The sequence below is a fragment of the Proteus sp. G2675 genome, from assembly GCF_963886535.1.
Taxonomy (GTDB): Bacteria; Pseudomonadota; Gammaproteobacteria; order Enterobacterales; family Enterobacteriaceae; genus Proteus; species Proteus mirabilis.
The window spans coordinates 55,659-80,069 of sequence record NZ_CAWPCB010000039.1; the positions used below are offsets into that span (position 1 = coordinate 55,659).

The window sequence follows — 24,411 nt, forward strand, 5'->3', positions numbered from 1 at the left end:
TAAAGAGAACTGTTACTCTTTTTCAATCAAATAGGGATCTTCATAACCTAATTTTTGTAAGATTTCTGTCTCTAAACCTTCCATTTCTTCAGCTTCATCATCTTCAATATGATCATAGCCTAAAAGGTGCAGACAACCATGGATAACCATGTGTGCCCAGTGCTCTTCAACAGTTTTATTTTGCTCATCGGCTTCTTTTTCAACGACCTGACGACAGATAATTAAATCACCCAGTAAAGGTAATTCCACTTCAGGCGGTGCTTCAAAAGGAAAAGAAAGTACATTAGTTGGCCTATCTTTTCCACGATAAGTTAGGTTTAACTCATGGCTTTCCGCTTCATCAACGATACGGATAGTCACTTCACTAATAGGCTGAAATTGCGGTAGTACGGCTTCCAGCCAAGTGATAAATTGGGCTTCACTCGGAAGCCCTTGTGTATTTTCAGTGGCAACTTGTAAATCAAGAATCACTTCACTCATGATTTTCTCTCTGCAGTCTCTCTTTTTCTGCTTTAATTGCTTGGCGGCGTTTTTGATCTTCAACTTCCCAAGCTTCATATGCGACAACAATCTTAGCAACCACAGGATGGCGAACCACGTCTTCACTATGGAAGAAGTTAAAGCTTAAATCATCGACATTAGATAGCACTTCTATGGCATGACGCAATCCGGATTTATGGCCTCGAGGAAGGTCGATTTGCGTGATATCACCTGTGATGACCGCTTTAGAGTTAAAACCGATACGCGTTAAAAACATCTTCATCTGTTCGATTGTGGTGTTTTGACTTTCATCGAGAATAATAAATGCGTCATTGAGTGTACGACCTCGCATATAAGCTAAAGGGGCCACTTCAATCACATTACGCTCTATCAGTTTCTCAACTTTTTCAAAACCTAACATCTCGAATAACGCATCATAAAGTGGTCGTAAATACGGATCGACTTTTTGGCTTAAATCGCCGGGTAAAAAACCGAGCTTTTCACCCGCCTCTACCGCAGGGCGAGTCAGTAAAATACGGCGTACTTCTTGACGCTCAAGGGCATCGACAGCGGCAGCAACAGCCAGATAGGTTTTCCCTGTACCTGCAGGCCCGATACCAAAAGTAATATCGTGAGTTTGGATATTGGCAATATATTGCGCTTGGTTAGGCGTACGTGGTTTTATCACGCCGCGTTTAGTGCGAATATTGGTCGATTTCCCAAATTCAGGCACATGCTCATCACTTTGCTCAAGCACTCGGCTCTCTTTGATGGCAAGGTGAATTTGCTCAGGGTCGATGTCGGGTATCACACCTTTAATAGGTGAGGTTTCCACATACAGATGTCGCAAAATTCCTGCAGCTGCATTCACATTCAGTGATTTACCCGTTAGTTTAAAACGGTTATCACGGTGATTGATCTCGATACCTAAACGGCGTTCAAGTTGCTTAATATTGTCGTCAAATGGGCCACATAAACTCATTAAACGGTCATTATCTGCGGGCTCTAAGAAAATCTCTTGGGTCGCTACCTGTGTATGGGCTATTACTGTCACTGAGTATCCTTTTGTTAAGTCTGATCAATTAAGGTTGGTAAACACCTACACCTAATTCATCTTCTTTACGAGTACGGGCAATAACGGATTCTGGTGATTCATGGATACGTAAATCCATTTGATCTTCCGTTCTGACCACTTTACCACGCAATGAGTTAGCGTAAACGTCAACAATTTCGACATCAACGAATTTACCAATCATATCCGGTGTACCTTCGAAGTTAACCACGCGGTTATTTTCGGTACGACCTGAAAGTTCCATCACATTTTTACGTGAAGGGCCTTCCACAAGAATACGTTGTACGCTGTTAAGCATGGCACGGCTGTAGTTCATTGCTTGCTGATTAATGCGCTGTTGTAACAGATATAAACGCTGTTTCTTCTCTTCTTCGCTCACATCATCAGGTAAATCAGCCGCAGGGGTTCCTGGACGGGCTGAATAGATAAAGCTAAAGCTCATATCAAAGTTTACATCCGCAATTAATTTCATGGTTTTTTCGAAATCATCTTGCGTTTCACCTGGGAAACCAATGATAAAGTCTGAGCTTATCAGAATATCAGGGCGTGCTTTGCGTAATTTACGAATAATGCTCTTATATTCAAGAGCTGTATGATTACGCTTCATTAAGGTTAAAATACGATCTGATCCGCTTTGTACTGGTAAGTGTAAGAAGCTAACCAATTCAGGGGTATCTTCATAAACCGCAATAATATCGTCAGTAAACTCAATAGGGTGGCTGGTAGTAAAACGAATACGATCAATACCATCAATCGCTGCCACTAGGCGTAGTAATTCTGCAAAGCTACAGATTTGCCCGTCAAAGGTTTCACCACGATAAGCATTGACGTTTTGACCTAATAGATTAACTTCACGTACCCCTTGAGCGGCCAGTTGTGCGATTTCAAATAGGATATCATCACAAGGGCGACTGACTTCTTCACCACGCGTATAAGGCACTACACAAAATGAACAGTATTTATTACAGCCTTCCATGATAGAAACAAATGCAGAAGGGCCTTCAGCACGAGGTTCAGGTAGACGGTCAAATTTTTCAATTTCAGGGAAACTGATATCGACCACTGGGCTTTTGGTGCCTTTTACCTGATTAATCATTTCTGGTAAGCGGTGTAAGGTTTGTGGTCCGAAGATAATATCGACACACTGCGCACGTTGACGAATGTATTCACCTTCTTGAGAGGCAACACAACCACCAACGCCGATGATAATATCAGGTTTATTATCTTTAAAATTTTTCCAACGTCCTAACTGATGAAAGACTTTTTCTTGTGCTTTCTCACGGATAGAACAGGTATTTAGCAGTAGAATGTCCGCATCTTCGGCGACATCGGTTAACTGATAACCGTGGGTGCTTTCGAGTAGGTCTGCCATTTTAGATGAATCGTACTCATTCATCTGGCAGCCCCAAGTTTTAATGTACAGTTTTTTTATCGTCGACATTGTATAAATCCGGTATTTACAGTGAGATAATAGCTAATCACTGAAAAACGTTGCGTGTAATAAGCCAATAAGGCGGTTATTGTAGTCATTTGTGTGGTCAGTGACTAGAGTCAGTCGGCGCTAATTCTTTCTGGCGTTCAGTTTTGCTTATTTCTAATAAACTGATATAGCGCTTACCTATTATTTTTAAAGCAATGAGTTATGGCATAACAATGATGAGAAATGTAAAAAACGATTTTGATGCAGTCATTGCCGGTGGTGGCATGATTGGCGCAGCCGTTGCCATTGGGCTGGCGCAAGAAGGGTTGCGTGTTGCAATGGTAGAACGGCAATCTCCAGCACCTTTTGATGCCTCATCTCATCCTGATATTCGTATTTCTGCGATCAGCTGCGCGTCCGTTAGTTTATTAAAACAGCTAGGTGCATGGCAACATGTTTTAGCGATGCGCAGTGCGCCATACCTAACCCTCGAAACATGGGAAGAAGATAATGCCCATGTTATTTTTGATGCCAAAAGTCTTGGTTTACCTGAATTAGGTTATATGGTTGAAAATCGCATTTTGCAATTGGCATTGTGGCAAGAAGCAGAACGTTATAGCAATATCACTTTATTATGCCCAAATAGTCTAAGTAACATGAAATACTTAGATAATAAATGGCAAGTCACGCTTGCTGATGGTCAGGAAATCACCACTCAGTTAGTTGTAGGGGCCGATGGGGCTAATTCGCAAGTGCGTCAAATGGCAGGGATTGGCAGTAATGGTTGGCAGTATCGTCAATCCTGTATGTTAATCACCGTGAAAACGCAATTGCCACCAGAAAAGGGTACATGGCAACGCTTTTACCCTTCAGGGCCACGGGCTTATTTGCCTCTGTTTGATAATTGGGCTTGCTTAGTTTGGTATGATTCTCCGCAGAGAATTAGAAAGCTACAAACGATGTCAATGGCACAGTTAGAAAAAGAAATCGAACATGCTTTCCCTGAACGCTTAGGCAAAGTGACACCTATTGCAGCAGGCTCTTTCCCATTAACTCGTCAGCATGCTAGTCGTTATGTTGATAATGGTGTGATTTTAGTGGGGGATGCGGCACATACTATTAATCCATTAGCAGGACAGGGGGTTAACCTCGGTTATCGTGATGTGGATTGCTTGCTTAATTTAGTGGCGCAAGCGAAACAGCATTTTGAACCTTGGCATTCAATGGCATTGTTAAAAAAATATCAGCGCCGTCGTATGCCTGATAATATGCTGATGCAGGCAGGAATGGATCTCTTTTACCACGCTTTTAGCCATCAATTACCAGGCTTAAAATTAGCCAGAAATATCGGATTATTAGCTGCGCAGCATGCAGGAAAAGCGAAAGAAGCCGCGCTACGTTATGCTTTAGGGATTAAATGATGAGCAATGCGATGATCTGAATTGTCTTCATCGATCATCGCATTAGGTTTAAGCCTTTAAGTGCTTAGCATGAAAGGCTATATGTTCACCGATAAAACTCGCGACAAAATAGTAACTGTGGTCGTAGCCTTGATGTAAATTTAAACAGCACGCAAACTGTTTTTTATCACACACTTGTGCTAAACGTTCTGGCTGTAGTTGCTGTTGGTAAAAAGGATCATCAAGACCGACATCCACTCGTATGGGCACTGTCTGTTGTGTTTTATTCAGTAATTCAATCGTGTCATATTGTTGCCATTGTGCCATATCGTCGCCTAAATAAGCGCTGAAGGCTTTTTGTCCCCAAGGGACTTGGGTTGGTGCAACAATGGGTGAAAACGCTGAAATACTGCAATAGCGAGACAAATTACGCAAACCAATCATCAATGCACCATGTCCCCCCATTGAATGTCCACTAATAGCACGTCGCTCATTGGCAGGAAAATGTGTCTCAATCAATTTAGGGAGTTCATTAACAATGTAGTCATACATTTTATAATGACTATTCCAAGGTGCTTGTGTGGCATTCAGATAAAAACTAGCACCTTGTCCTAAATCATAAGCACTATCATCAGCCACATTTTCACCACGAGGGCTAGTATCAGGTACCACTAAAATAACACCGTGTTGCGCAGCATATTGCTGTGCTCCGGCTTTGGTAATGAAGTTTTGTTCATTACAAGTTAATCCAGATAACCAATATAAAACCGGATATTTTTGCCCATCTTCCATAGGCGGGAGATAGATAGCAAATTTCATCTCACAATTGAGGGTGGTAGAGGTGTGTTGATAAACCTCTTGCCAACCGCCAAAACAGGCATGGCGTTCAATGTTGTTCATTTTGACTCCTTAACAACAAAGTCAGACCTATTTGCTAATAGGCCTGAGAGTGATTAATCGAAATGAATAACAGTTCTAATTGATTTACCTTCATGCATTAAATCAAAGGCTTCATTTATTTTTTCAAGAGGTAAAGTGTGGGTCACAAAAGGTTTGAGTTCGATTTTCCCATTCATTGCATCTTCAACCATATTGGGTAGTTGGCTACGACCTTTTACTCCGCCAAATGCAGTCCCTTTCCATGAACGACCTGTGACGAGTTGGAAAGGGCGTGTTGAGATCTCTTGTCCTGCCCCCGCAACACCAATAATGATAGATTGCCCCCAACCACGGTGAGCACTCTCAAGAGCGGCTCTCATCACATTGACGTTACCAATACACTCAAAAGTATGATCAACGCCCCACTGAGTCATTTCAACCAGTACTTCTTGAATAGGTTTGTCATAATCATTGGGATTTAAACAGTCTGTGGCACCAAATTGGCGTGCTAATGCAAATTTTTCAGGATTAGTATCAATCGCAAAAATACGGCCTGCTTTGGCTTGTCTAGCGCCTTGCAGTACAGCAAGACCAATGCCACCTAAACCAAATACAGCCACCGAGTCACCTTCTTGTACTTTTGCCGTATTATGTACAGCTCCAATACCTGTTGTCACGCCACAACCAAGTAAGCAGACTTCTTCATGGTTGGCTTGTGGATTGATTTTAGCGAGTGATACTTCAGCTACTACCGTATACTCACTAAAGGTAGAGCAACCCATATAGTGATAAATAGGTTGTCCATTATAGGAAAAGCGCGTTGTGCCATCAGGCATTAAGCCTTTACCTTGGGTTGCTCTTACTGCTACACAGAGATTCGTTTTGCCTGATTTACAAAATAGGCATTCGCCACATTCTGCTGTATAGAGAGGGATCACGTGATCACCCGGTTTGACACTGGTGACGCCTTCACCTACTTCAACCACCACCCCCGCGCCTTCATGACCTAAAATGGCAGGGAAAACACCTTCAGGATCATCACCTGAAAGGGTAAAGGCATCAGTATGGCATACGCCAGTGTGACTAATTTTAATCAATACCTCACCTGCTTGAGGTGGCATCACATCAACTTCAACAATTTTTAAAGGCTCTCCTGGTCCAAAGGCGACCGCAGCACGAGATTTCATAATGATATCCTTGTTGTTATTAGCGCAGGTAAGTGCGTATTAGTGAGATTGCATCATCAACGGAATTTTTTTGATCTTCAGGAGAAGCGACGGCATCCATTAGACCTTCACGTAAATGACTTTCGAGTACGCCCGCCATCAGGCCATTGATAGCACCCCGAATGGCAGCAATTTGCTGTAAAACTTGGCCGCATTCATTTTCGTTTTCAAGGGCGGTTTCTAATGCCAAAATTTGCCCTTTGATTTTTCTTACACGGGTTAACGCGGCTTTTTTTTCTGCTGGTGAGTGTGGCATATATAATCCTTAAATATACTATGGGGGAGTATAGTATTGGTATGAATATATGTACAGCTTGATCAAAAAATAACGTTACGATGAGTCTATGTAGATTATCGAGCAAACAATGATAAGTATGAGAGTAATGAGGAAATAGACAAGGCGTCAGCGTGTTGATAAAGGGTGAGAGTGAGGGGATATTTAAGGCTAAAAACAAAAAAGACCCGCCATAGCGAGTCTTGTTTGTTGATTTTAGTTAGTGTTTGACACTATTAATCAATGGTGCGGGAGGCGAGACTTGAACTCGCACACCTTGCGGCGCCAGAACCTAAATCTGGTGCGTCTACCAATTTCGCCACTCCCGCAACAACCTTTGAGAAAAAAAGACTCGTTTAACGAGTCTCTCTTTCAGAATATGGCTGGGGTACCTGGATTCGAACCAGGGCATGCCAGGATCAAAACCTGGTGCCTTACCGCTTGGCGATACCCCAAAATGGTGGCTATGACGGGATTCGAACCTGTGACCCCAACATTATGAGTGTTGTGCTCTAACCAGCTGAGCTACATAGCCAATAGGAGATAATTTCTCACTATTTATTGAATTTAGCAGAAATATGGCTGGGGTACCAGGATTCGAACCTGGGAATGCCAGGATCAAAACCTGGTGCCTTACCGCTTGGCGATACCCCATCCGCTAATTCAATTGTCAACACGCATATTATCTATCAGGAAAATGGCTGGGGTACCTGGATTCGAACCAGGGTATGCCAGGATCAAAACCTGGTGCCTTACCGCTTGGCGATACCCCACCTGATAAATTGACGACGGTTAAAATGGTGCGGGAGGCGAGACTTGAACTCGCACACCTTGCGGCGCCAGAACCTAAATCTGGTGCGTCTACCAATTTCGCCACTCCCGCAAAAAAGATGGTGGCTATGACGGGATTCGAACCTGTGACCCCAACATTATGAGTGTTGTGCTCTAACCAGCTGAGCTACATAGCCATCTTTTTTTGCATAACCTTCGTCGGCGTTGCGGGGCGCATTATGCGTATTACAGACAAATCCGTCAACTGCTTTTTGCATTAATTTTCGAGAAAAGTGTTCGTTTGCTCGCTGGTTAATCATTTTGTCGAAAAAAGATCCAAAAAACAACCTTATTGATGAAAAATCTTACTAAGTAAATAACAACAGATTGTCTGAATAAAAAGAAAAAACAGCCTAATAGGTGATAATTTGATAGCACAGGGAAGGGGATATTGCGGTGTGGTGGTGACATAATAAAACAACGCACAGTTATTTTAGCTGCACGTTGTCTTTTAAAGAAAGATGACTGGTTGAAATTTATCCTAAAATTAATCTTAATTGAGATAAATAACAGCCTTCATTTAAAAAGCTGTTTTATTGTAACAAAAAGATTATTTGTCGAATAAATATTGTAGTAACTCTCCATTAAGCATTGCTCGCTTGGTAAGTGCAAATGCCCCAATGGCTGAGCGATGATCAAGTTCGGAGATAACAACAGGAAGCGCTTCTCTAAACTCTTTTAATACTTGGGTATTAATGCAACTTTGGATCGACGGTAGTAATATTTCAGCCGCTTCGGTCACTTCTCCTGCCAGAACTACTTTTTGTGGGTTAAATAGGTTAATTGCAATGGCGATGGCTTTACCTAGATGAAGACCCACTTGTTTAATGGTTTCAACAGCGAGGGGATCGTTTTTTACCGCTGCATCGCATATATCTTGAATTTGGCATTGTGTTGCAGATAAATGCTGGCTGGGATAGCCTTGTTCAAGTTGGTAGCGGACTTTAGCTTCTATTGCGCTATTGGACGCAATAGTCTCTAAACAACCAAAGTTACCACAGTGGCAACGCTCTCCTAATGGATCTATTTGGATATGACCAATTTCACCAAGATTACCACGCTGGTTGAGCAAAATTTTGTTGTTGATAATAACACCAGCCCCTGCGCCACGATGAATACGAACCAAGATAGAATCTTCACAATCTCTGGTGGCACCAAAATAGTTTTCTGCTAAGGCGAGACTCCGAATATCATGGCCCGCATAGCAAGGCAGATCAAAGTGTTTTTCTAAGTTATCAACGAGTGCCCAGTTATTTACCTTCATATGAGGCATATAGTGGACAATGCCTTTATTAGGATCAACTAACCCGGGCAAGATAATTGAAATTGAAATAAGCTCATTAATACGACGTTGATTTTGTTTAATAAAATCATCAATAGCATTAATAAGCAAGGTTTCAACTTCTTGTTGGGTGCTTTGTTCTAAAGGGTAGTGTTGCTCTACTAAGGCTTTACCACTGAGATCATAAAGAGCAACAGTGGCATCATTGCGTCCTAATCGGACGCTGACGGTATTAAAACGGCGATGTTCCACAACAATGGATATTGCGCGACGACCTCCGGTTGAAGCCTGTTGATCAACTTCTTTAATCAAGCCACGTTCAAGAAGCTGACGAGTAATTTTAGTGACACTGGCAGGGGCGAGTTGGCTCTGCTCGGCGATTTGAATACGAGAAATCGGCCCGTGTTGATCAATGAGCCGATATACAATCGCACTGTTAAGTTGCTTAACAAGATCGATATTGCCAATTTGCGTTTCAGTGTTGTTGTGACTCATCAGCATTTACATCCATTAGTTATCTGTTATTTCAATACCATTGACAAATGTTGTGCAAAGGTTGAAGTCCTTATCAAAAGAAGCAATATTTGCTATTTTACCTGCTTCAATTGTACCGAGTTCGTTATCTGCACCAATCGCACGGGCAGGGTAAAGTGTTGCCATACGCAACGTTTCATCTAATGGAATACCAACATGAAGTACACTATTTTTAATAGCGTCAATCATCGTGAGTGATGAACCACTTAATGTACCGTCCGCATCCACACACAGCCCATTGCGATAATATATCGTTTTTCCAGCAAAAACGAAGCTATCCATCTCATTTTTATTTGGATCAAGCCCCGCAGGAGCTGTCGCATCTGTCACTAATAACAGTTTTTCACCTTTTAAGCGCTTACTGTTACGGATATTTGCCCATGAAACATGTAAACCATCGGCAATGATCCCTGCGTAAACCTCAGGGGTATCATAAATTGCCCCTACAAGACCCGGGCCACGACCTGAAATATAAGGCATTGCATTATAAAGGTGAGTCGACAATGAAATACCGTTACGAAAGCCTTTACGCGCTTCTTCATAGGTGGCATTTGAGTGGCCTGCAGAAACAACAATACCTGCTGTGATTAATTGACGAACATATTTTTCATCGACCATTTCTGGTGCGAGTGTAATTTTAGCGATGACATCAGCGTTATCACACAAATAGTCAATCATCTGTGCACTTGGTTGACGAATAAATTGAGGATCATGTGTCCCTTTTTTAATGATATTGATATAAGGGCCTTCTAAATGTAATCCCAACACTTTATTTTGGTGTTTTTGCATATAAGCGCGAGTTGCTTCAATGCCTATTTTCATCAATTCATCAGAACAGGTAATTAATGTTGGTAAATAGCTAGTACAGCCTAAGCGTTCATTGGCTTTTTGCATAATCTCTAGCGTTTTTACTGTGACATTTTCCGCGGTGTCATTAAATTGTACACCGCCACAGCCATTGACTTGTAAATCAATAAAACCGGGGGAGACAATCGCACCTTGCATATCACGAGTGGCTATATCTTTTGGTAGTTGATCCTGTGGGCAAACCTGCTCAATACGTGACCCGTTAATAATAATGGCGTGATCTTCTAAACGGTCATAACCTGTATAAATAACAGCATTTGTTAAGGCAAACATACCTTTGTCTCCTAATATAAGGGAAGTCAATCTAAAAAACCGATATCAGCCAGCAAATTCTGGCTGATAAGTAAGAGAGCTTAGTTTTCCACTACTTATCGTAGGTACTTAATTTACTAAACTTAATCTTGGTATTGCTGGCGCTCTTGCGCTTCAATTTGTTGAAAATAACGCAGTGTTTTCACACGCAGTTCCATTGTCGCCGGATCATCACAGACTAAAATTGCTTTAGGGTGTAATTGCACGCAAGAGATAGTCCATAGATGATTAACAGCACCTTCTGTTGCCACCTGTACTGCTTGAGCCTTATTGATGCCAGTCGCTAAAATCATTAACTCTTCTGCATCTAATAATGTCCCTACACCGACAGTTAGCGCATATTTAGGTACTTTATTGATATCGTTGTCGAAGAATCGTGAATTAGCGAGACGAGTATCTTCAGTCAGTGTTTTCATCCGTGTACGAGAAGCGAGTGATGAGGCGGGTTCATTAAAAGCGATATGACCATCATTACCAACACCTCCCATAAACAGATTGATTTTGCCATAAGACTTTATTTTCGCCTCATAACGTGCACATTCTGCTTGTGGATCTGTTGCATTACCGTTTAATAAATTGATATTTTCATCTTTAATATCAATATGATTAAAAAAGTTCTCATACATAAAAGTACGATAACTTTGTGGGTGATCTGCTGGAATGCCAACATATTCGTCCATATTGAAGGTGACAACATGCTGGAAACTTACTTTACCTGCACGATGTAGTTCAATTAGCGCTTTGTACGTTGCTAATGGCGTACCACCAGTAGGTAAACCAAGAACAAAAGGACGATCGGCGCTTGGCGCAAATGCGTTGATTTTCTCAACGATATAATTAGCCGACCATTTTCCCACTTGCTGTGCCGTGGATAGGGGGATTAACCTCATAATAACCTCATAGAAAAAAGACAAATCTGACAATCAAGTTACATACTATTTCAATGCGTGATTATCAGTGACTCATCTATAACACGAATTGCTTTTCATTTTTAGTCAATGAAGACATCAATCCTTCAAAAGATATTTTTAATCATAAAATAAGCTTTCTGACTTAGCCAGCATTTAAGCTAAAAAATATCCTATATAGGTGACTTTAATCACAAATTAGCACTAATTAATTTGCGATACAAAATAATTTTTTTAGACTAAAAATGGAATTAAATAATTAACTCATCAATAAATATAAATGAGTATAAATAAGATCCCAAATAGGGGTTATCCAAGGGGGAGTGTGTGAATATTTTAAGTTATCTGCAAAAGATAGGACGGGCATTGATGGTGCCCGTTGCGACATTGCCTGCTGCAGCAATTCTGATGGGAATAGGCTACTGGATTGATCCGGTAGGCTGGGGAAACGATAATGCGCTAGCTGCTTTACTGATCAAATCAGGTGCTGCCATTATCGATAATATGTCAGTATTGTTTGCGATAGGTGTTGCTTATGGTATGTCAAAAGACAAAGACGGGGCGGCGGCCTTAACTGGCTTTGTCGGCTTTTTAGTGGTGACTACACTTTGTTCACCTGCTGCGGTATCGATGATCAAAGGTCTACCACTTGCAGAAGTGCCTGTGGCTTTTGGTAAAATAAACAACCAGTTTGTCGGTATTCTGGTTGGGGTACTTTCAGCTGAGCTGTATAACCGTTTTAGCAGTGTCGAATTACCTCGTGCATTATCATTTTTTAGTGGTCGTCGCTTAGTGCCGATCCTCACGTCATTCTTGATGATTATCGTCGCCTTTATTCTAATGTATATCTGGCCGGTAATTTACGGTGGCTTAGTGAGCTTTGGTGAAAGCATTAAAGATATGGGGGCTTTGGGCGCCGGTATTTATGCTTTCTTTAACCGCCTATTAATTCCTGTTGGTTTACACCATGCGCTGAACTCTGTGTTCTGGTTTGATGTGGCGGGTATTAATGATATTCCTAACTTCCTTGCTGGTCAGCAAGCGATTGATGCGGGCTTGGCAACGGTCGGTGTGACAGGACGTTATCAAGCAGGTTTCTTCCCAGTTATGATGTTTGGTTTACCAGGGGCAGCACTGGCTATTTATCATTGTGCGCGCAAAGAGCATAAAGCAAAAGTTGCCGGTATCATGATGGCTGGGGCATTTGCGGCATTCTTTACGGGGATCACTGAACCGCTTGAATTCTCCTTTATGTTTGTTGCTCCAGTGCTTTATGTTATTCACGCATTCTTAATGGCGATTTCTGTTTATATTGCCGCAAGTATGGAGTGGATTTCAGGCTTTGGCTTTAGTGCGGGCCTTGTGGATATGTTCTTATCTTCACGCAACCCTCTGGCGGTTAAATGGTATATGTTGATTGTGCAAGGTATCGCATTCTTCTTCATTTACTATGGTATTTTCCGTTTCACTATTACTAAATTTAACCTGAAAACACCGGGTCGTGAAGATGAAGTGGCGGGGGATGAAACCGCAGACGGCTATGATGAAGATATCAAAGCCGTCCCCACTAATAGCAAAGAAGCAGTGCAACAAGAAGCACGTCAATATATCGCTGCAGTTGGTGGCTCAGATAACTTAACTGGTATTGATGCTTGTATTACTCGTTTACGTTTAAATGTAAAAGATGCCAGTGTAGTCAACGATGCTTACGCAAAACACCTAGGTGCTTCAGGGGTTATTCGCTTAAATAAACAGAGTGTTCAAGTGATTGTGGGCACACGGGCTGAAATTGTTGCAAGTGCCATGCGTGATGTATTAGCACAAGGCCCAGTTGCCGCTTATGCTGGTAGACATACAGATAACGCGGTATCGACAGAAAAAACATCAGAAAAACAGACTAATAATGATGCCAAAGTCATTCTTGAAATGGTCGCGCCATTTGATGGTGAAGTGGTTGCATTAAAAGATGTGCCTGATGAAGCTTTCTCAAGCGGTGTCGTGGGAGATGGTCTTGCTATTAAACCCACATCAAATATTGTGATGGCACCTGCTGCCGGTACGGTAGTAAAAATCTTTGATACTAACCACGCATTTTGCATTGAAACGGATAACGGTGTTGAGATTATCGTCCATATGGGGATTGATACGGTCGCATTAGGAGGAAAAGGCTTTAAACGTCTGGTTGAAGAAGGTACAGAGGTTAAACTCGGCCAGCCTATCTTAGAGCTAGATCTTGAGTATTTAAACACTAATGCTAAATCAATGATAAGTCCGGTTATCATCAGTAATATCGATGACTTTGATAAAGTGAGTGATATTGCATCCGGTCAAGTGACGGCAAATAACACCATAATCTATAAAGTATTAAAATAAATATCATATAGATATTTAATCCTCTATAAAGAGATGGTTAAATAAGACGATAAAACGGGGAGTGTTGTCTACTTCCCGTTTTTTTATCCCTATCTTGATAAATATCTCTGCGCTCTCTTTCGCTAGGGTATTTATGAAACCTGCTTATTGGATTATAGTGGTGTTCATTTTTTTGTATTATAAATCAATATAATACATATCGATACTCACAATCACTCACTATTAACTCACAATTCAACGTAGCCATTACCTCTATCATCAAGGTATTTATCTGTCATTCTCATAGATTTGTGGCCAAGTATTTTCTTTGCAAACTCAGCACTTTTTTCTTCTTCATATAATCTTGCAGATAAACTTCTAATTTCATGAAATGTTGGTTTATTCTCTAAATACTCAGGTAGGGCTTCGATAAACTTACCTCTTAATGTTTTTGCTGTGGTATTGCCACAGATTTTATCTGAGCTCCTATTCATGAGATTTAAAACATCTTTAATAGAATAACTAATAGACTCCAGTCTTAATGAGAGTGGTATTGCTACTTTAGAACCTGTTTTTATTTGAGTGACATACAGCCTATCATTTTTTATATCATCCCACTTCATATTGATAATATCGCTAATACGTTGAGCTGTAAGTATCGCCAATAGGAACATATGCCTATATTTGTCATTTGTGTGCTCCAAGGCGTATTTAAACTCTTCTAGTGATAACCTTGATCGCTGAACACTTGTTTTTGGTGGCTTTGTCACGGAAACGGGATTTTCCTTTATCACACCATCCGCAATAGCTTCATTAAAGGCATCTAGCATAGTGGACCTTAGTAATTTTGCCATTGCCTTTTTAGGGTACTCTGAAATAAATGTGGCTACATCTCTTGGTGTTACATTCTCAATTGGACAGTCATTAAAGTGTAATTTGATTAACTTTATTCTTGATTCGTAATCGTAGAGCGTCTTCTCTTTTAACCCCCTGTTGTTTACTTTCTCCCTATAAGTATCAAGCCACTCATGCAATGTTACACAGTGAACATTATTAATTCTGTCAACTAATGACTCTTTAGGTTTATAAATAGCCAAATTGGCTTGTATGGCTTCGGTTATTGCTAATGATTTGTTTGAGCCAACAGAAAATTCCTTTTTAGTTCTTACATCCCTGTAATAGTAAATCCCTTTACGCAAATACAAGTTAGGCGGTAAACCCTTGTTCTTTGCACTTCTGCTTCTGCCCATTAATTTTCTCCATTAAATATTGCGGTTCCCTTACCATTTTGTCATTTGTTAGAATTGTCCACGGCTCTAACTCATATTCTCTACCAACCTTTTCTGGAGCAGGGTATAACCTACCTTCCTTTATATAGCGAGATAATTGCCGTTGACTTCTAGGGTTAGCGAAATATTTATTATTCCATTCTGATAATGTAATTCGTTTCATTGATTATTCTCCGTATCCTTCATCATTAAAAAAACTTCCATAGCGCCACGGTATGGGTTTTTATTTACTGACATGAAGCCATAATCAAGGCAGTCAGCTGTCCATTTATTAGAATGGTACATTGGTGATAACCCTATTTTATTTTCAATAATAATCGGCATTGCGTCTGATGGGTTATTGCATGGGTCGAAAAAGCGATAACCAAACGAGCCATCAACAAGGAATTGGATAATATCCATTGTTTGTTTAATTACATCGTATTGCGTTTCAGGTAAAACAGATTGAGCTACTAATAAATTAATCTCGAAATCAGATAGTTCGGTGTATTTATTCATTATCATCTCCTAGTATTTCATTAATAGTATTTCTGATGTCAATTAAGTCTTGTTTTGTCACATCCATATTCCAAGATGGAGTATTTAAAATAAAACAATCTTTTGTTGTAGGTTCAATCTCAATACAATCTTTGTAATTTTCCAAGCCAGCATAATATTTATCTTTCATTCCATACCTCTCCACAAACAACTTTAACATTCCTCACTGACATTAAATATTCAGCACGTTTATTGCATTCCGATTGCGTATAAATATCTTCCGTAACAGGCACAGCAGAACCCTGTATTAACATGTGTAATACATATCCGATTATTTGCATGAATTGTTACTCTGAATTTTAGGTATAAAAAACCCTGCACTAGCAGGGTGGGTAATTAATAATAAAGTTCATTTAGTCTAGATGTTATTTCCCTTTCTGTTTCTTTTAGGAAATCTATCAATTCATTTTTATCTTTACAGCTAAAATGTTCATCAGGGATGTCTAGTGAATGCGCATGTGAATACATAACATAGCTATATGTTTTATTAATGAAATTCTCACTTAATGAGTCAATGTCTAAGATAAATATAAATAAATATAAACTCGCATGTATATTATTTCTATCCAAAAAATCATTATTTTTAAGCTTAAGGTTTATGGTGTTAGTAATATTGTACTCATCCTCTAATGGGTCTTTGTATATAATTTTATTTCCACTAACTCCTATTCCATAATATTTATCATCATTCTCAAGAAATGTTAAGACTCTTTTTATTTTAAAATTAAAATCACTAACCTTTTCCCTAATAAAATAAATTAATTTTTCATCTATCTCTTTTTGTTTTCTTTTATCATCATTTTTTTGAGAAAAATAAACCCCGATTGTTATGAGTATACCCAGTGAAGATAGAAGAGCGAAAAAAGCAGATAGAAAAGAAAAAATTATGCTCAACTTATCTTTACCTTGCGCGTCATTGGCAAATATATCAATAACAAAAATACCAAAAACAATTAAAGCTATTGAAGCTGTTAATGCCCAAAAAATAATATTTTTAAACTTTGAAGATAGTTCAATCATTGTGGATACCATTATAAATATAGGAATCATACTCACATCCATGTGACTAATCCACACCTAAGAGACTGAATCAATACATATGTGGCGTTACTTTCATTGCATCCCTGCGAGTTAAATTAAGCTGCGTTTTCCCAGCCTGAAATGGCAAATCTACCTATCTTATTGTGATACCATTGGGTTCCGCGTTGCTCTGCTTCATTCATCATTTGATGAAGTGATTGCTTGAAAGTTTCTTCATGCACCACTGACATTTGAGTTACTTGTCCACTTGGTGCGATATGTGGAACTTTTTTGTTAGGCACAGCCCAAGCCATAACAAGTTGACGGCATTTGGCATCACTTAATCCATAAGTGGCTTTTAGGTAGCTGTATCCCTGATAACCTACAGGGATAGTACCTTGCTCCATTTGTTCAATTTTCTGTTCAACGCAGTTAAGACGCCTTTCCTGCTCTACATTGACTTGCGCCATAGCGGCGATTAACTCAGCTTGTGACATTTGCGGTGGATTAGACAATGTTTTAAGTTTTTCAAGAACCGAGCGACGAACCGCTTTTGATTCTCTCATACCAACCAACATTAGCTGATCCATGTTTAAATCATAAGCTCTAACTTCGTTTCCATAGCGGTAAAAAGTTTTTACCGCTGGTAAATCATCCAATTCATCCTCTATTCGTTTAACAAAATGAGCATTTTTAACCTCTGCTTCACCACAAGACACTCTGGCAGGGTTTATTATATTATTAAGAAAATCTAAACTGCTCATGGTGATTTCTTTTTCAACGTTAATTAAATTTTGCATATAAAAATCCCTCGCTGGTTAAAACGATGCTAAAAGCCCTGAATTAACAGGGCTGAGATTGATTAGTGGTGACGCGGCAGTTGACGGTTCGTCAGCTTAGAGTTTAAATCTTGCTGTAGGTATTTAACGAATACATAGCCGTCTTGGAATCTGTCATACAGGCGACCATAAACAGGTGAGTTGAGCGTTTTTAATGCAGGGCGTAATTCTTCTTTCCAAATCTGATAAATGGCTTCGTAGTGTTTGGCGAGAGCATTTATGTTGTAGGCATCTCGTTCTTCTTGAGTAACGCATGAGGTTATTCTATTCCCGTACAGTTCAGCTTCCATACGGTTAAATTCGGCAATGTAGGCTTCTTTGAATTGAGCCGCTTTCTTGCCTGTGAATCCCATAACCAAAAAGACAAATCCGTCTTTAGTCATCTGGTAGTAAACAATTTCACGCTTTGCTCCACTGCCAATTGGTTTGTTTTTGACCATTCGCGAAAAGTTGCGGATGGTAAATTCTTTTGAGCAATCAAGTGATTCGAGCTTTTGAACGACATGATGATGCTGTTTGCCAAAGTAAATGGCTACATTTTCCGTAGTTGTGATTGCTTTCCCATTTTGGATGGTAACGGTTGGTGATAATACGGAGATTTGAGTATTCATATTTATGTCCTTACGATATTTTTGATTACCCCTTTTGAGAGGGCGGTCGGGCGCTCAAAACCGTCGTAAGTCGGCGGGCATATTCCCATCACTGGTATTGTATTAGCCGCACGCCCGACCATATCAAAATACTATGGACATAAAAAATCCGCATGACTATCGGGTGCGGTATCCGCTTACGAAGGTGTTTTGAGCACCTACGAGCAATCTACAGCAACCCGTTGAGTTCGTCAAGTTTCTACCTCCTGTTTGCATCCTTGCACTGAGTAATGGTCATATTCTTTGGTTAAATCACATAAATAGCGTGGCGTGGGTAGGGGAGTCCGATAGGGGCGAAGGGGATATCATCCTCAAAATCCATCGGAGGCTCACTTTGTGGTGTTTGATTACTCGATGCTTGTTTTTGCGCTTGCGGTTGCTGAGGTTGTCCCCATCCTTGATTCTGCTGTGACTTCTGGCTTCCTGCCTGATTACCACCGTTACCGCCTAACATCTGCATAGAACCGCCGACATTAACTACCACTTCCGTTGTGTATCGGTCTTGCCCGCTTTGGTCTTGCCATTTTCTGGTTTGCAGAGAACCTTCGATATATACTTGACTTCCTTTTCTCAGATATTCACCTGCAATTTCTGCTAATTTGCCGAAGATGCACACTCGATGCCACTCGGTTTTTTCTTTCATCTCACCGGTTTGTTTATCACGCCACGATTCCGATGTGGCTAGTGTGAGATTAGCGATTGCGCCACCTGATGGCATATAGCGGATTTCTGGATCCTGCCCCAAGTGACCAATGAGAATACATTTATTCACGCCTTTACTTGCCATCAGTACCTACCTCTTGTTTGGTTAGTTCTTCTTTTCTTAGCTCATACACTTTTTGAGCCTCCGCTTGTTCAGGTGTATCTCTAAGTGCTTTGTATGCTTCACTAAAGGCGATTTTTAACTCATCCATGTTTTGTGCTTCCGTTGCAATGCTCGTAAAGTGAGCTAGATCTATCTCTGCTTTAGTGCGTCCATCATTAAGCCAATCCATTAGCTTTTTACCTGTTAATTCATTTAACTGAGTAACTTCGGCGTTGCTGAACAATCCTGTTCTATCCTTGCTTGCCATTGCCGTGTGAGTTTCGTGATTTAGGTCTAGTACAGTCGTAAACTCATACTCAACCCCGTCACGCTGCTCTGATTTCATGCCAAGTTTATCTACGCCTTTCTTACCATTGCTTTTATCGACCTGAGCAGTTTCCGTTTTACTTCTCATCGTTGCGATAATATGCAGGTCAGACCGTAGTATCGCGTCGAGAAATGCATTGTGACGTGGTGTTATTTCGCTCCATGCTGACCACGTATTGCCTCGATACTTGGCTTTTGCTAACACATCGAGTAATTCTAGACATCCGCCTGTTCCACTCCATTCGTGAGTAATACTGTCGATTATCAAATTATCGTAGCCAGCTTCCTGCGCAACCCCGATAGCTTCAATAAATCGCTCTGGTGTGAATGGTGGATCTAACTCCAATACGTCAAAATTAAAACGGTCAGAGTAAAGAGAAGCACTTCCTTTTTCCGTATCAATCAATGCCGTTTTTCCGCCAAGTCCTTTGGCTATTTCCAGTGCTCCATAGGTTTTACCTGAGCCACTAGGCCCTGTTAAAGCGAGCCTTAATTTTGCTTTTTTTCGCATTGCCTTGGCGAATTTCATACTAATCTCCTAAGTATTGACCTTGACGTCGATCGCTTCCGTAGTAATCGACTTCAAACTTATTACTCGGTGCAGAATTCCTTTCCGCATCACGTAATGCCTGAATATGAGCAGGTAGAGGAGGGTGATTTTTCGATGCGTCCAAGTTCATGTGTAGCAGTTCCATTGCTAATCGTTTTTCCCTGTCTGGCGCACTCGTATTTGGCAAACACCCCTCAATCATTGCAATAGCTTGAGCCAGAGCTTCCTCTCTGTTTTTTGCTAATGACGGTGATGTTAATTGGGGGTATTTATCGGTAGGGTATGAGTTAGAAACGTTCATTGAAAATCTCCTGAAAAGTCCTTGAGAGGCATAGACAATCCTTGTCGTCCTAACACTTCCGTTTGATACATAAATTCATCGTGTTCGCGTTCCTGCGATTCTTTACGCTTCCTGCGTAATTCTTCTAGCCATTGTTGATGCTGAGTCACGCAACCCTCCTTAGCAGATTCATCTTAGAAACAGGTGCATCCTTGCTTGCTTCATTGACAATCCTGTCAATCTCTTCCTTGTCGAACTGCATAATCCATTGCAGAGCTTCAACTGGGTCGATTTCCGTTAATTTAGCCAGCTCAGCGAAACTTCCTGTCTCAATACTGAGTTTGCTACTTTCGTCAAATTCCATGACTGTTTTGTCGTCTACTACCCGAGTTCCGTTCGAGTAGCTGTATGAAATTTGCATAATCACCTCAACTTACAAATGTCGGTATTACGCCAACGGTTGTTACAATGACCACAGCTAAACTGAATAACCATGGGCCTGTACGTTTATTTTTACGTGCTTGAGGCGTAGTGATACGCACCGCCATGCCGTCACGCATAGCGCTGTAATAGTTAGTTTTCATGGTGACCCCGTTAGATGAGAGATAAGGCGGTTATCTGGTGTTGGCGAAGTGAAGGTGTATTAATTTATTTTTAATGATTTGAATTTTATTAGTGTGTTTTTTTATTGAGTAATGTATTTATAATCGCTTTTTCAAATGATGATTTAATTGAATTTTCTCCAACTAAATTATCTGAGAAGTTATTTAGTAATAATTCTAATTCTGGAGTTTCTTCATGAACGTATATTTTTGTTTTTACTTCAACATGTGGTGATTTAATTCCATGTTCTAAAGTTAATTTTACGTTAATAACGACACTGGTTTTTTGTTTCATCATTTTTATTTCCTTTTAATGAATATAATTAATTACGAAATGTCTTGTTTATATATCTAAATATAGGGTGGGTTACTGCTGAACGAGGGATGTCATACTCCCTCCGTTATTAACTAAACACGATGCTAATTATCAAGCTTGAGTTTTTGAATTAAGTTACTCACTGTGGTATCTACTGCTTCCTGATCGATGGTGTCGAATAGCTTGTTGCGTGCTTCTTCCGCTTTATTACAGCCTTCCTCATCATCGTCGTCGTAATCTATCCATAATCCAAAATCGACCTCGAAAAGTTTCTCTGGCCAGCAATATTGCATCCCGATTTTTGACTCATCGGCGTTATGAGCTTTCTTGATTAGAATCTGACGCCCGTGTGACTCAAACTCCTTAAACCATATTTCCATCTCTATCTCCTATCTATTAATCAACTCACCACAGCCCGCAGAATGGACTGTAATTAGTTAACTGTGCCTGCTTTTAACCACATCAGGCGAGGTGGTTCTTACATTCCCCAACATAAGAAATCTGTGTATAATTCAATCACCCCAACATAATTAAAAGGATTGAATTAATGAGTAATAGAGTTATCTCTGATGACAACCCTGTTAAACGAGTTGCTTTTGATATGGCGCTGGCGTTGGCAGCAAAACAAGAGTCCATCAAAACTCCAGAGCAATTAATGGCGGAAATTGAATCGCTTTATCCTGAGTGTTTAGAAGTAGCTAAGAAACAATACAAAAAAGAGGCTCCACCTCCTGTTGGTTTTTTTACAAAAAAACGTTAAGTATCTAATGCTGCAAGGGCTGTTTTTAGTATGGCTCTTGCTATTGAGTTTGAGTTGAAATTATCATCGTTAGAGTATGGTTTAATTTCATTTCTTATTTTTAGCATCACCTCATTAGCTATTTTTATAATATGAAAAGTACTTAACTCACCACTTTCTTTAAACTCTTTAATTGCTTGCTCAATTTCAGTTTCATTATTCATAATATCTCCTATCTCGCCGTAACCCCGAACTCACTGCTCGGCTGTTTTGTTTTAACTCCTGAAAATACTGCTACATTAGGTAAGCAACAGTTATCTACCGATGGTTTGAATTTAGGTTCAATATTTCTAGTAACTGGTATGTGACTTAATGACAGTGTTTTTTCTACTGATGTAAGTCTTTTCTCCTGAGGGAATACTGATTCTAATTTCAATTCAATATTCTTTTTTGCAATAGCTTCTGCTTTCCGTCTGGCGTGACGTCTATTTGCAGATGCTCCACGTAAAAACTCAGGCTTGCGTGATTTTTTAACTGTAATAGTTGCCATATATCCTCCAAACAGTTGGCTTTGGTGATTGGCATAGTCATGTGACTAATCATGATCCGCTATGCGAAAGTGGCTACGTCACGCCATCTTCTACACCAATCCCAAAACCTTCTGAGAAGGTTGACGCTTTATCAGCGTCACCGTTCTGATAGCTAATACACAGCTCGCCATCATCGTTGTTAAAGAACATCAACGTGCTGTGTTCCGTTGATGGATAGTATATTCACAAATTGTGATTTTAATGTCAACCACAAAATGTGTTTATTTATTTGTTTTTAAATTAAGTCGATGATTTGAAATATAAAATAAATGGTAAATAAACACGGAATGTGTTGTTTGTCACATAAGATTGGAATGGAGATCACTTCTTTGGAGGGGAGAGGGTACAAAAAAGCCCTCGCGGGGAGGGCTGGTACGGAATTACTGTTGTGAAAGAATAAACTGAACCTGAAAATCTCTTAAAAGCTCATTTGTCCGGATAGTTTTCACATTAAAATAGTCGCATATGTCAGGTATTTTAGGTTTGCATCCATTGTTTTTATCTCTAACCTCGTGAGTAACTACGGTGGCATTTGTTGTTTTTGCCTTAGCGATAATCCATGGGTCTGCTACTGATAAGAATTTTTGAATGTGTGGTAGGCTATTTTTATGTCTTGGGGCATATTCTTGTTGAACATAATTAGCTATAGCTCTAAAGTTCATTTGAGTTTCTTGATCATCAACACTTTGAAAACAATGCATTATACCTTTTGACCAAGTACATATTTCATCGTCCTGCTTTTGTAATTCATCAAAGACATTTCGAATGCTTATTAATTGTCCGTCCATGAATTTAGACCCCATAAACTCCCAAAATCCAGGGCATAAGTCAAAGCAGTAATAATCTTGTTGCGCTTGAATAAATATGTTTGCATCAATTAGATAGCTCAAAGCCCAAACTCCTTCTGAGCAAATTCATACAGTTTATTAGGTTGTATTCCTGTTAAGCTCTGAGCTTCTCTTAAAAGCATTTTTCCTTCCAATGCTTGAGTCACAACAGCAACAGTTAGCCTCTCACTACTTCTAACTTTCTGGTTTCGATTATAATCACCGCCACTAGAGGTGCTTTTCTCATTTATTAAACTTACGTACCGACTATATTCATGTTTGGATATTAGTTTTAAGTCTAAGGCTCGTCGCACTATCACCCAACTACTTACTCTGAAAATGCTTCTTAGATCATCAATGTTCTCTTCAATAGATAAGGATTCGTTCCATTTTTTTAAGAATATTACTTCAGGAGTTAAATACTCTGCCGCAGCTGCATTACAAATCATTTCCTCTTTCTCTCTGGAGTTTATAGATAGATCGGATATAGCGGATTGACCTAAAACCAGATGAGCAAGTTCATGAATCAGCGTAAATATTTGAGCTGCCTTTGCATCATTAGTGTTAATGAAGATAACAGGGGCTATCTTATCTGCTATACAGAACCCTCTAAAATCATCAACGCTAATCGGTCTTGTATTATTGTTTTTTACAACACCGCTTCTCATCACAAGGATCCCTTGAGATTCTATCTTTTTTACTAATGCAGAGAAAAAATCCTTCCACTTACCTTTTGTTGGTGGAATTTGAATATCAATATGCTCTTTAATTGTAGCTACAATTTGTTTGGGGTTACTATTAGGAGGAAGCTTTCCTACCAACTCTACTTCAGGAAGGCCGTTGGACAAGGCGTAGTCTTTGTACCAGTCTTGTTTAATTAACACATCACTAATAGTGTCTTTTAGTGCTACGCTTATCTCATTATTCCGGCTACCTACCGTTCTTCTATCTGGAATAGGTAGTTTTTCCTCTGGAGGTGTATTTAGGTATAAATAGCCAAATGGTATTTTTGTTATATTTGCATACCTTTGAGCTTGGGCAAAAGTAATTGGTTCCTTACCTTCTTCCCAAGCAATTATTGCATCGACAGGCTTTTTGAATTTTTCAGCAATATAATCCACAGAGAGAGATGCTCGGCATCTCGCCCATGTAAGTATATTATTGTTTATAAATGCCTGAGCCATTGCATGCCTTGATGTATTA

General features: G+C 40.0%; 31 protein-coding genes and 7 tRNA genes. 3 read left to right on the forward strand and 35 right to left on the reverse strand.

What is annotated here, in order from left to right:
• Positions 1-12: 12 nt before the first annotated feature.
• The 3 genes from ybeY to miaB are packed head-to-tail and all read right to left on the reverse strand — an operon-like array spanning position 13 to position 2,993.
• Positions 13-480, reverse strand: a complete 468-nt coding sequence (gene ybeY, locus AACQ49_RS14520; protein ID WP_004246032.1) for an rRNA maturation RNase YbeY — start codon at positions 478-480, stop codon at positions 13-15.
• Complete coding sequence (locus AACQ49_RS14525) at positions 473-1,534, reverse strand: PhoH family protein (protein WP_004246031.1); 1,062 nt, start codon at positions 1,532-1,534, stop codon at positions 473-475. The genes ybeY and AACQ49_RS14525 overlap by 8 nt, the downstream gene beginning before the upstream one ends.
• 28 nt (positions 1,535-1,562) lie before the next feature.
• Complete coding sequence (gene miaB, locus AACQ49_RS14530) at positions 1,563-2,993, reverse strand: tRNA (N6-isopentenyl adenosine(37)-C2)-methylthiotransferase MiaB (protein WP_004246028.1); 1,431 nt, start codon at positions 2,991-2,993, stop codon at positions 1,563-1,565.
• 212 nt (positions 2,994-3,205) lie between these two features.
• Between miaB and ubiF the strand changes: the two genes are divergently transcribed.
• Positions 3,206-4,393 (forward strand): 3-demethoxyubiquinol 3-hydroxylase, encoded by a 1,188-nt coding sequence (gene ubiF, locus AACQ49_RS14535; protein WP_017827457.1) that lies wholly within the window; start codon positions 3,206-3,208, stop codon positions 4,391-4,393.
• A 48-nt stretch (positions 4,394-4,441) separates the two neighbouring features.
• Here ubiF and fghA read toward each other — a convergent pair whose 3' ends face one another.
• The 13 genes from fghA to nagB all read right to left on the reverse strand — a co-directional run bounded on the left by fghA (position 4,442) and on the right by nagB (position 11,467).
• Positions 4,442-5,272 (reverse strand): S-formylglutathione hydrolase, encoded by an 831-nt coding sequence (fghA, locus tag AACQ49_RS14540; protein WP_017827456.1) that lies wholly within the window; start codon positions 5,270-5,272, stop codon positions 4,442-4,444.
• Positions 5,273-5,325: 53 nt separating this feature from the next.
• Positions 5,326-6,438: an S-(hydroxymethyl)glutathione dehydrogenase/class III alcohol dehydrogenase gene (locus AACQ49_RS14545; RefSeq protein ID WP_004246024.1), complete on the reverse strand. Its 1,113-nt coding sequence runs from the start codon at positions 6,436-6,438 to the stop codon at positions 5,326-5,328.
• 19 nt (positions 6,439-6,457) lie between these two features.
• Positions 6,458-6,733, reverse strand: coding sequence for a formaldehyde-responsive transcriptional repressor FrmR (frmR, locus tag AACQ49_RS14550; RefSeq protein ID WP_004246023.1), 276 nt, complete (start codon positions 6,731-6,733; stop codon positions 6,458-6,460).
• 262 nt (positions 6,734-6,995) lie between these two features.
• Positions 6,996-7,080 (reverse strand) — tRNA-Leu (locus AACQ49_RS14555).
• 51 nt (positions 7,081-7,131) lie between these two features.
• Positions 7,132-7,206: transfer RNA gene (locus AACQ49_RS14560), tRNA-Gln, on the reverse strand.
• A gap of 3 nt (positions 7,207-7,209) precedes the next feature.
• Positions 7,210-7,286, reverse strand: a tRNA-Met gene (locus AACQ49_RS14565).
• A gap of 44 nt (positions 7,287-7,330) precedes the next feature.
• Positions 7,331-7,405 (reverse strand) — tRNA-Gln (locus AACQ49_RS14570).
• 44 nt (positions 7,406-7,449) lie between these two features.
• Positions 7,450-7,524, reverse strand: a tRNA-Gln gene (locus AACQ49_RS14575).
• Between the two features lie 25 nt (positions 7,525-7,549).
• Positions 7,550-7,634: transfer RNA gene (locus AACQ49_RS14580), tRNA-Leu, on the reverse strand.
• Between the two features lie 8 nt (positions 7,635-7,642).
• A tRNA-Met gene (locus AACQ49_RS14585) sits at positions 7,643-7,719 on the reverse strand.
• Between the two features lie 413 nt (positions 7,720-8,132).
• Positions 8,133-9,365, reverse strand: a complete 1,233-nt coding sequence (gene nagC, locus AACQ49_RS14590) for a DNA-binding transcriptional regulator NagC (protein WP_004246020.1) — start codon at positions 9,363-9,365, stop codon at positions 8,133-8,135.
• 9 nt (positions 9,366-9,374) lie between these two features.
• Positions 9,375-10,538 (reverse strand): N-acetylglucosamine-6-phosphate deacetylase, encoded by a 1,164-nt coding sequence (nagA, locus tag AACQ49_RS14595; RefSeq protein ID WP_004246019.1) that lies wholly within the window; start codon positions 10,536-10,538, stop codon positions 9,375-9,377.
• 122 nt (positions 10,539-10,660) lie between these two features.
• The gene (nagB, locus tag AACQ49_RS14600) at positions 10,661-11,467 is read right to left on the reverse strand and encodes a glucosamine-6-phosphate deaminase (RefSeq protein WP_004247451.1); all 807 of its coding nucleotides are present in this window, start codon (positions 11,465-11,467) and stop codon (positions 10,661-10,663) included.
• A gap of 387 nt (positions 11,468-11,854) precedes the next feature.
• On the opposite strand from nagB, the gene nagE reads away from it, so the two are divergent.
• Positions 11,855-13,858: an N-acetylglucosamine-specific PTS transporter subunit IIBC gene (gene nagE, locus AACQ49_RS14605; protein WP_004252221.1), complete on the forward strand. Its 2,004-nt coding sequence runs from the start codon at positions 11,855-11,857 to the stop codon at positions 13,856-13,858.
• A gap of 227 nt (positions 13,859-14,085) precedes the next feature.
• Here nagE and AACQ49_RS14610 read toward each other — a convergent pair whose 3' ends face one another.
• From AACQ49_RS14610 to AACQ49_RS14680, 15 genes are all read right to left on the reverse strand, one after another.
• Entirely contained in the window at positions 14,086-15,087 is a 1,002-nt protein-coding gene (locus AACQ49_RS14610) for a tyrosine-type recombinase/integrase (protein WP_049213530.1), read from the reverse strand.
• The gene (locus AACQ49_RS14615; RefSeq protein WP_012367595.1) at positions 15,044-15,289 is read right to left on the reverse strand and encodes an excisionase; all 246 of its coding nucleotides are present in this window, start codon (positions 15,287-15,289) and stop codon (positions 15,044-15,046) included. Before AACQ49_RS14615 ends, AACQ49_RS14610 begins: the two co-directional genes overlap by 44 nt.
• Complete coding sequence (locus AACQ49_RS14620) at positions 15,286-15,624, reverse strand: phage protein NinX family protein (protein WP_049216772.1); 339 nt, start codon at positions 15,622-15,624, stop codon at positions 15,286-15,288. The genes AACQ49_RS14615 and AACQ49_RS14620 overlap by 4 nt, the downstream gene beginning before the upstream one ends.
• Positions 15,617-15,793, reverse strand: a complete 177-nt coding sequence (locus tag AACQ49_RS14625) for a hypothetical protein (protein ID WP_012367596.1) — start codon at positions 15,791-15,793, stop codon at positions 15,617-15,619. Before AACQ49_RS14625 ends, AACQ49_RS14620 begins: the two co-directional genes overlap by 8 nt.
• Positions 15,794-15,999: 206 nt before the next feature.
• A complete protein-coding gene (locus AACQ49_RS14630; RefSeq protein WP_012367598.1) occupies positions 16,000-16,725 on the reverse strand; it encodes a hypothetical protein in 726 nt (241 codons plus the stop codon).
• 74 nt (positions 16,726-16,799) lie between these two features.
• On the reverse strand, positions 16,800-17,483 hold the full coding sequence (locus tag AACQ49_RS14635; RefSeq protein WP_087726682.1) for a hypothetical protein: 684 nt from the start codon (positions 17,481-17,483) through the stop codon (positions 16,800-16,802).
• 62 nt (positions 17,484-17,545) lie between these two features.
• The gene (locus AACQ49_RS14640; protein WP_232467332.1) at positions 17,546-18,133 is read right to left on the reverse strand and encodes a Rha family transcriptional regulator; all 588 of its coding nucleotides are present in this window, start codon (positions 18,131-18,133) and stop codon (positions 17,546-17,548) included.
• A 286-nt stretch (positions 18,134-18,419) separates the two neighbouring features.
• Positions 18,420-18,959 (reverse strand): single-stranded DNA-binding protein, encoded by a 540-nt coding sequence (locus AACQ49_RS14645; RefSeq protein WP_110144533.1) that lies wholly within the window; start codon positions 18,957-18,959, stop codon positions 18,420-18,422.
• Entirely contained in the window at positions 18,949-19,833 is an 885-nt protein-coding gene (locus tag AACQ49_RS14650) for an ATP-binding protein (protein WP_087726680.1), read from the reverse strand. The genes AACQ49_RS14645 and AACQ49_RS14650 overlap by 11 nt, the downstream gene beginning before the upstream one ends.
• Position 19,834: 1 nt before the next feature.
• A complete protein-coding gene (locus AACQ49_RS14655; protein ID WP_017628824.1) occupies positions 19,835-20,155 on the reverse strand; it encodes a hypothetical protein in 321 nt (106 codons plus the stop codon).
• Complete coding sequence (locus AACQ49_RS14660) at positions 20,152-20,304, reverse strand: hypothetical protein (RefSeq protein WP_017628823.1); 153 nt, start codon at positions 20,302-20,304, stop codon at positions 20,152-20,154. The genes AACQ49_RS14655 and AACQ49_RS14660 overlap by 4 nt, the downstream gene beginning before the upstream one ends.
• On the reverse strand, positions 20,301-20,555 hold the full coding sequence (locus AACQ49_RS14665; RefSeq protein ID WP_017628822.1) for a hypothetical protein: 255 nt from the start codon (positions 20,553-20,555) through the stop codon (positions 20,301-20,303). The genes AACQ49_RS14660 and AACQ49_RS14665 overlap by 4 nt, the downstream gene beginning before the upstream one ends.
• Positions 20,556-20,562: 7 nt before the next feature.
• Positions 20,563-20,718: a hypothetical protein gene (locus AACQ49_RS14670; protein WP_175246659.1), complete on the reverse strand. Its 156-nt coding sequence runs from the start codon at positions 20,716-20,718 to the stop codon at positions 20,563-20,565.
• Between the two features lie 88 nt (positions 20,719-20,806).
• Positions 20,807-21,034, reverse strand: a complete 228-nt coding sequence (locus AACQ49_RS14675; RefSeq protein WP_012367608.1) for a hypothetical protein — start codon at positions 21,032-21,034, stop codon at positions 20,807-20,809.
• 122 nt (positions 21,035-21,156) lie between these two features.
• The gene (locus AACQ49_RS14680; protein ID WP_012367609.1) at positions 21,157-21,432 is read right to left on the reverse strand and encodes a hypothetical protein; all 276 of its coding nucleotides are present in this window, start codon (positions 21,430-21,432) and stop codon (positions 21,157-21,159) included.
• A gap of 167 nt (positions 21,433-21,599) precedes the next feature.
• Here AACQ49_RS14680 and AACQ49_RS14685 point away from each other — a divergent pair, with 167 nt between their 5' ends.
• Positions 21,600-21,812 carry a hypothetical protein gene (locus AACQ49_RS14685; protein ID WP_049200769.1) on the forward strand — a complete coding sequence of 71 codons (213 nt, stop codon included), beginning with the start codon at positions 21,600-21,602 and terminating at the stop codon, positions 21,810-21,812.
• Here AACQ49_RS14685 and AACQ49_RS14690 read toward each other — a convergent pair.
• The 4 genes from AACQ49_RS14690 to AACQ49_RS14705 all read right to left on the reverse strand — a co-directional run bounded on the left by AACQ49_RS14690 (position 21,809) and on the right by AACQ49_RS14705 (position 24,392).
• A complete protein-coding gene (locus AACQ49_RS14690; RefSeq protein ID WP_017827446.1) occupies positions 21,809-22,015 on the reverse strand; it encodes a hypothetical protein in 207 nt (68 codons plus the stop codon). The two genes, AACQ49_RS14685 and AACQ49_RS14690, sit on opposite strands and share 4 nt — an antisense overlap.
• A gap of 8 nt (positions 22,016-22,023) precedes the next feature.
• Positions 22,024-22,341 (reverse strand): transcriptional antitermination N peptide, encoded by a 318-nt coding sequence (locus AACQ49_RS14695; protein ID WP_004245994.1) that lies wholly within the window; start codon positions 22,339-22,341, stop codon positions 22,024-22,026.
• 420 nt (positions 22,342-22,761) lie between these two features.
• Complete coding sequence (locus AACQ49_RS14700; RefSeq protein ID WP_004247474.1) at positions 22,762-23,271, reverse strand: DUF4411 family protein; 510 nt, start codon at positions 23,269-23,271, stop codon at positions 22,762-22,764.
• Positions 23,268-24,392: an ImmA/IrrE family metallo-endopeptidase gene (locus tag AACQ49_RS14705; RefSeq protein WP_004247475.1), complete on the reverse strand. Its 1,125-nt coding sequence runs from the start codon at positions 24,390-24,392 to the stop codon at positions 23,268-23,270. The genes AACQ49_RS14700 and AACQ49_RS14705 overlap by 4 nt, the downstream gene beginning before the upstream one ends.
• Between the last annotated feature and the right edge of the window lie 19 nt (positions 24,393-24,411).

Excerpts from the sequence above, each read along its gene's own strand:
- ybeY (WP_004246032.1), bottom strand. The coding sequence starts at position 480 with ATGAGTGAAGTGATTCTTGATTTACAAGTTGCCACTGAAAATACACAA.
- miaB (WP_004246028.1), bottom strand. The coding sequence starts at position 2,993 with ATGTCGACGATAAAAAAACTGTACATTAAAACTTGGGGCTGCCAGATG.
- ubiF (WP_017827457.1), top strand. The coding sequence starts at position 3,206 with ATGATGAGAAATGTAAAAAACGATTTTGATGCAGTCATTGCCGGTGGT.
- fghA (WP_017827456.1), bottom strand. The coding sequence starts at position 5,272 with ATGAACAACATTGAACGCCATGCCTGTTTTGGCGGTTGGCAAGAGGTT.
- AACQ49_RS14545 (WP_004246024.1), bottom strand. The coding sequence starts at position 6,438 with ATGAAATCTCGTGCTGCGGTCGCCTTTGGACCAGGAGAGCCTTTAAAA.
- frmR (WP_004246023.1), bottom strand. The coding sequence starts at position 6,733 with ATGCCACACTCACCAGCAGAAAAAAAAGCCGCGTTAACCCGTGTAAGA.
- nagC (WP_004246020.1), bottom strand. The coding sequence starts at position 9,365 with ATGCTGATGAGTCACAACAACACTGAAACGCAAATTGGCAATATCGAT.
- nagA (WP_004246019.1), bottom strand. The coding sequence starts at position 10,538 with ATGTTTGCCTTAACAAATGCTGTTATTTATACAGGTTATGACCGTTTA.
- nagB (WP_004247451.1), bottom strand. The coding sequence starts at position 11,467 with ATGAGGTTAATCCCCCTATCCACGGCACAGCAAGTGGGAAAATGGTCG.
- nagE (WP_004252221.1), top strand. The coding sequence starts at position 11,855 with ATGGTGCCCGTTGCGACATTGCCTGCTGCAGCAATTCTGATGGGAATA.
- AACQ49_RS14610 (WP_049213530.1), bottom strand. The coding sequence starts at position 15,087 with ATGGGCAGAAGCAGAAGTGCAAAGAACAAGGGTTTACCGCCTAACTTG.
- AACQ49_RS14615 (WP_012367595.1), bottom strand. The coding sequence starts at position 15,289 with ATGAAACGAATTACATTATCAGAATGGAATAATAAATATTTCGCTAAC.
- AACQ49_RS14620 (WP_049216772.1), bottom strand. The coding sequence starts at position 15,624 with ATGAATAAATACACCGAACTATCTGATTTCGAGATTAATTTATTAGTA.
- AACQ49_RS14625 (WP_012367596.1), bottom strand. The coding sequence starts at position 15,793 with ATGAAAGATAAATATTATGCTGGCTTGGAAAATTACAAAGATTGTATT.
- AACQ49_RS14630 (WP_012367598.1), bottom strand. The coding sequence starts at position 16,725 with ATGGATGTGAGTATGATTCCTATATTTATAATGGTATCCACAATGATT.
- AACQ49_RS14635 (WP_087726682.1), bottom strand. The coding sequence starts at position 17,483 with ATGCAAAATTTAATTAACGTTGAAAAAGAAATCACCATGAGCAGTTTA.
- AACQ49_RS14640 (WP_232467332.1), bottom strand. The coding sequence starts at position 18,133 with ATGAATACTCAAATCTCCGTATTATCACCAACCGTTACCATCCAAAAT.
- AACQ49_RS14645 (WP_110144533.1), bottom strand. The coding sequence starts at position 18,959 with ATGGCAAGTAAAGGCGTGAATAAATGTATTCTCATTGGTCACTTGGGG.
- AACQ49_RS14650 (WP_087726680.1), bottom strand. The coding sequence starts at position 19,833 with ATGAAATTCGCCAAGGCAATGCGAAAAAAAGCAAAATTAAGGCTCGCT.
- AACQ49_RS14655 (WP_017628824.1), bottom strand. The coding sequence starts at position 20,155 with ATGAACGTTTCTAACTCATACCCTACCGATAAATACCCCCAATTAACA.
- AACQ49_RS14665 (WP_017628822.1), bottom strand. The coding sequence starts at position 20,555 with ATGCAAATTTCATACAGCTACTCGAACGGAACTCGGGTAGTAGACGAC.
- AACQ49_RS14670 (WP_175246659.1), bottom strand. The coding sequence starts at position 20,718 with ATGAAAACTAACTATTACAGCGCTATGCGTGACGGCATGGCGGTGCGT.
- AACQ49_RS14675 (WP_012367608.1), bottom strand. The coding sequence starts at position 21,034 with ATGATGAAACAAAAAACCAGTGTCGTTATTAACGTAAAATTAACTTTA.
- AACQ49_RS14680 (WP_012367609.1), bottom strand. The coding sequence starts at position 21,432 with ATGGAAATATGGTTTAAGGAGTTTGAGTCACACGGGCGTCAGATTCTA.
- AACQ49_RS14685 (WP_049200769.1), top strand. The coding sequence starts at position 21,600 with ATGAGTAATAGAGTTATCTCTGATGACAACCCTGTTAAACGAGTTGCT.
- AACQ49_RS14690 (WP_017827446.1), bottom strand. The coding sequence starts at position 22,015 with ATGAATAATGAAACTGAAATTGAGCAAGCAATTAAAGAGTTTAAAGAA.
- AACQ49_RS14695 (WP_004245994.1), bottom strand. The coding sequence starts at position 22,341 with ATGGCAACTATTACAGTTAAAAAATCACGCAAGCCTGAGTTTTTACGT.
- AACQ49_RS14705 (WP_004247475.1), bottom strand. The coding sequence starts at position 24,392 with ATGGCTCAGGCATTTATAAACAATAATATACTTACATGGGCGAGATGC.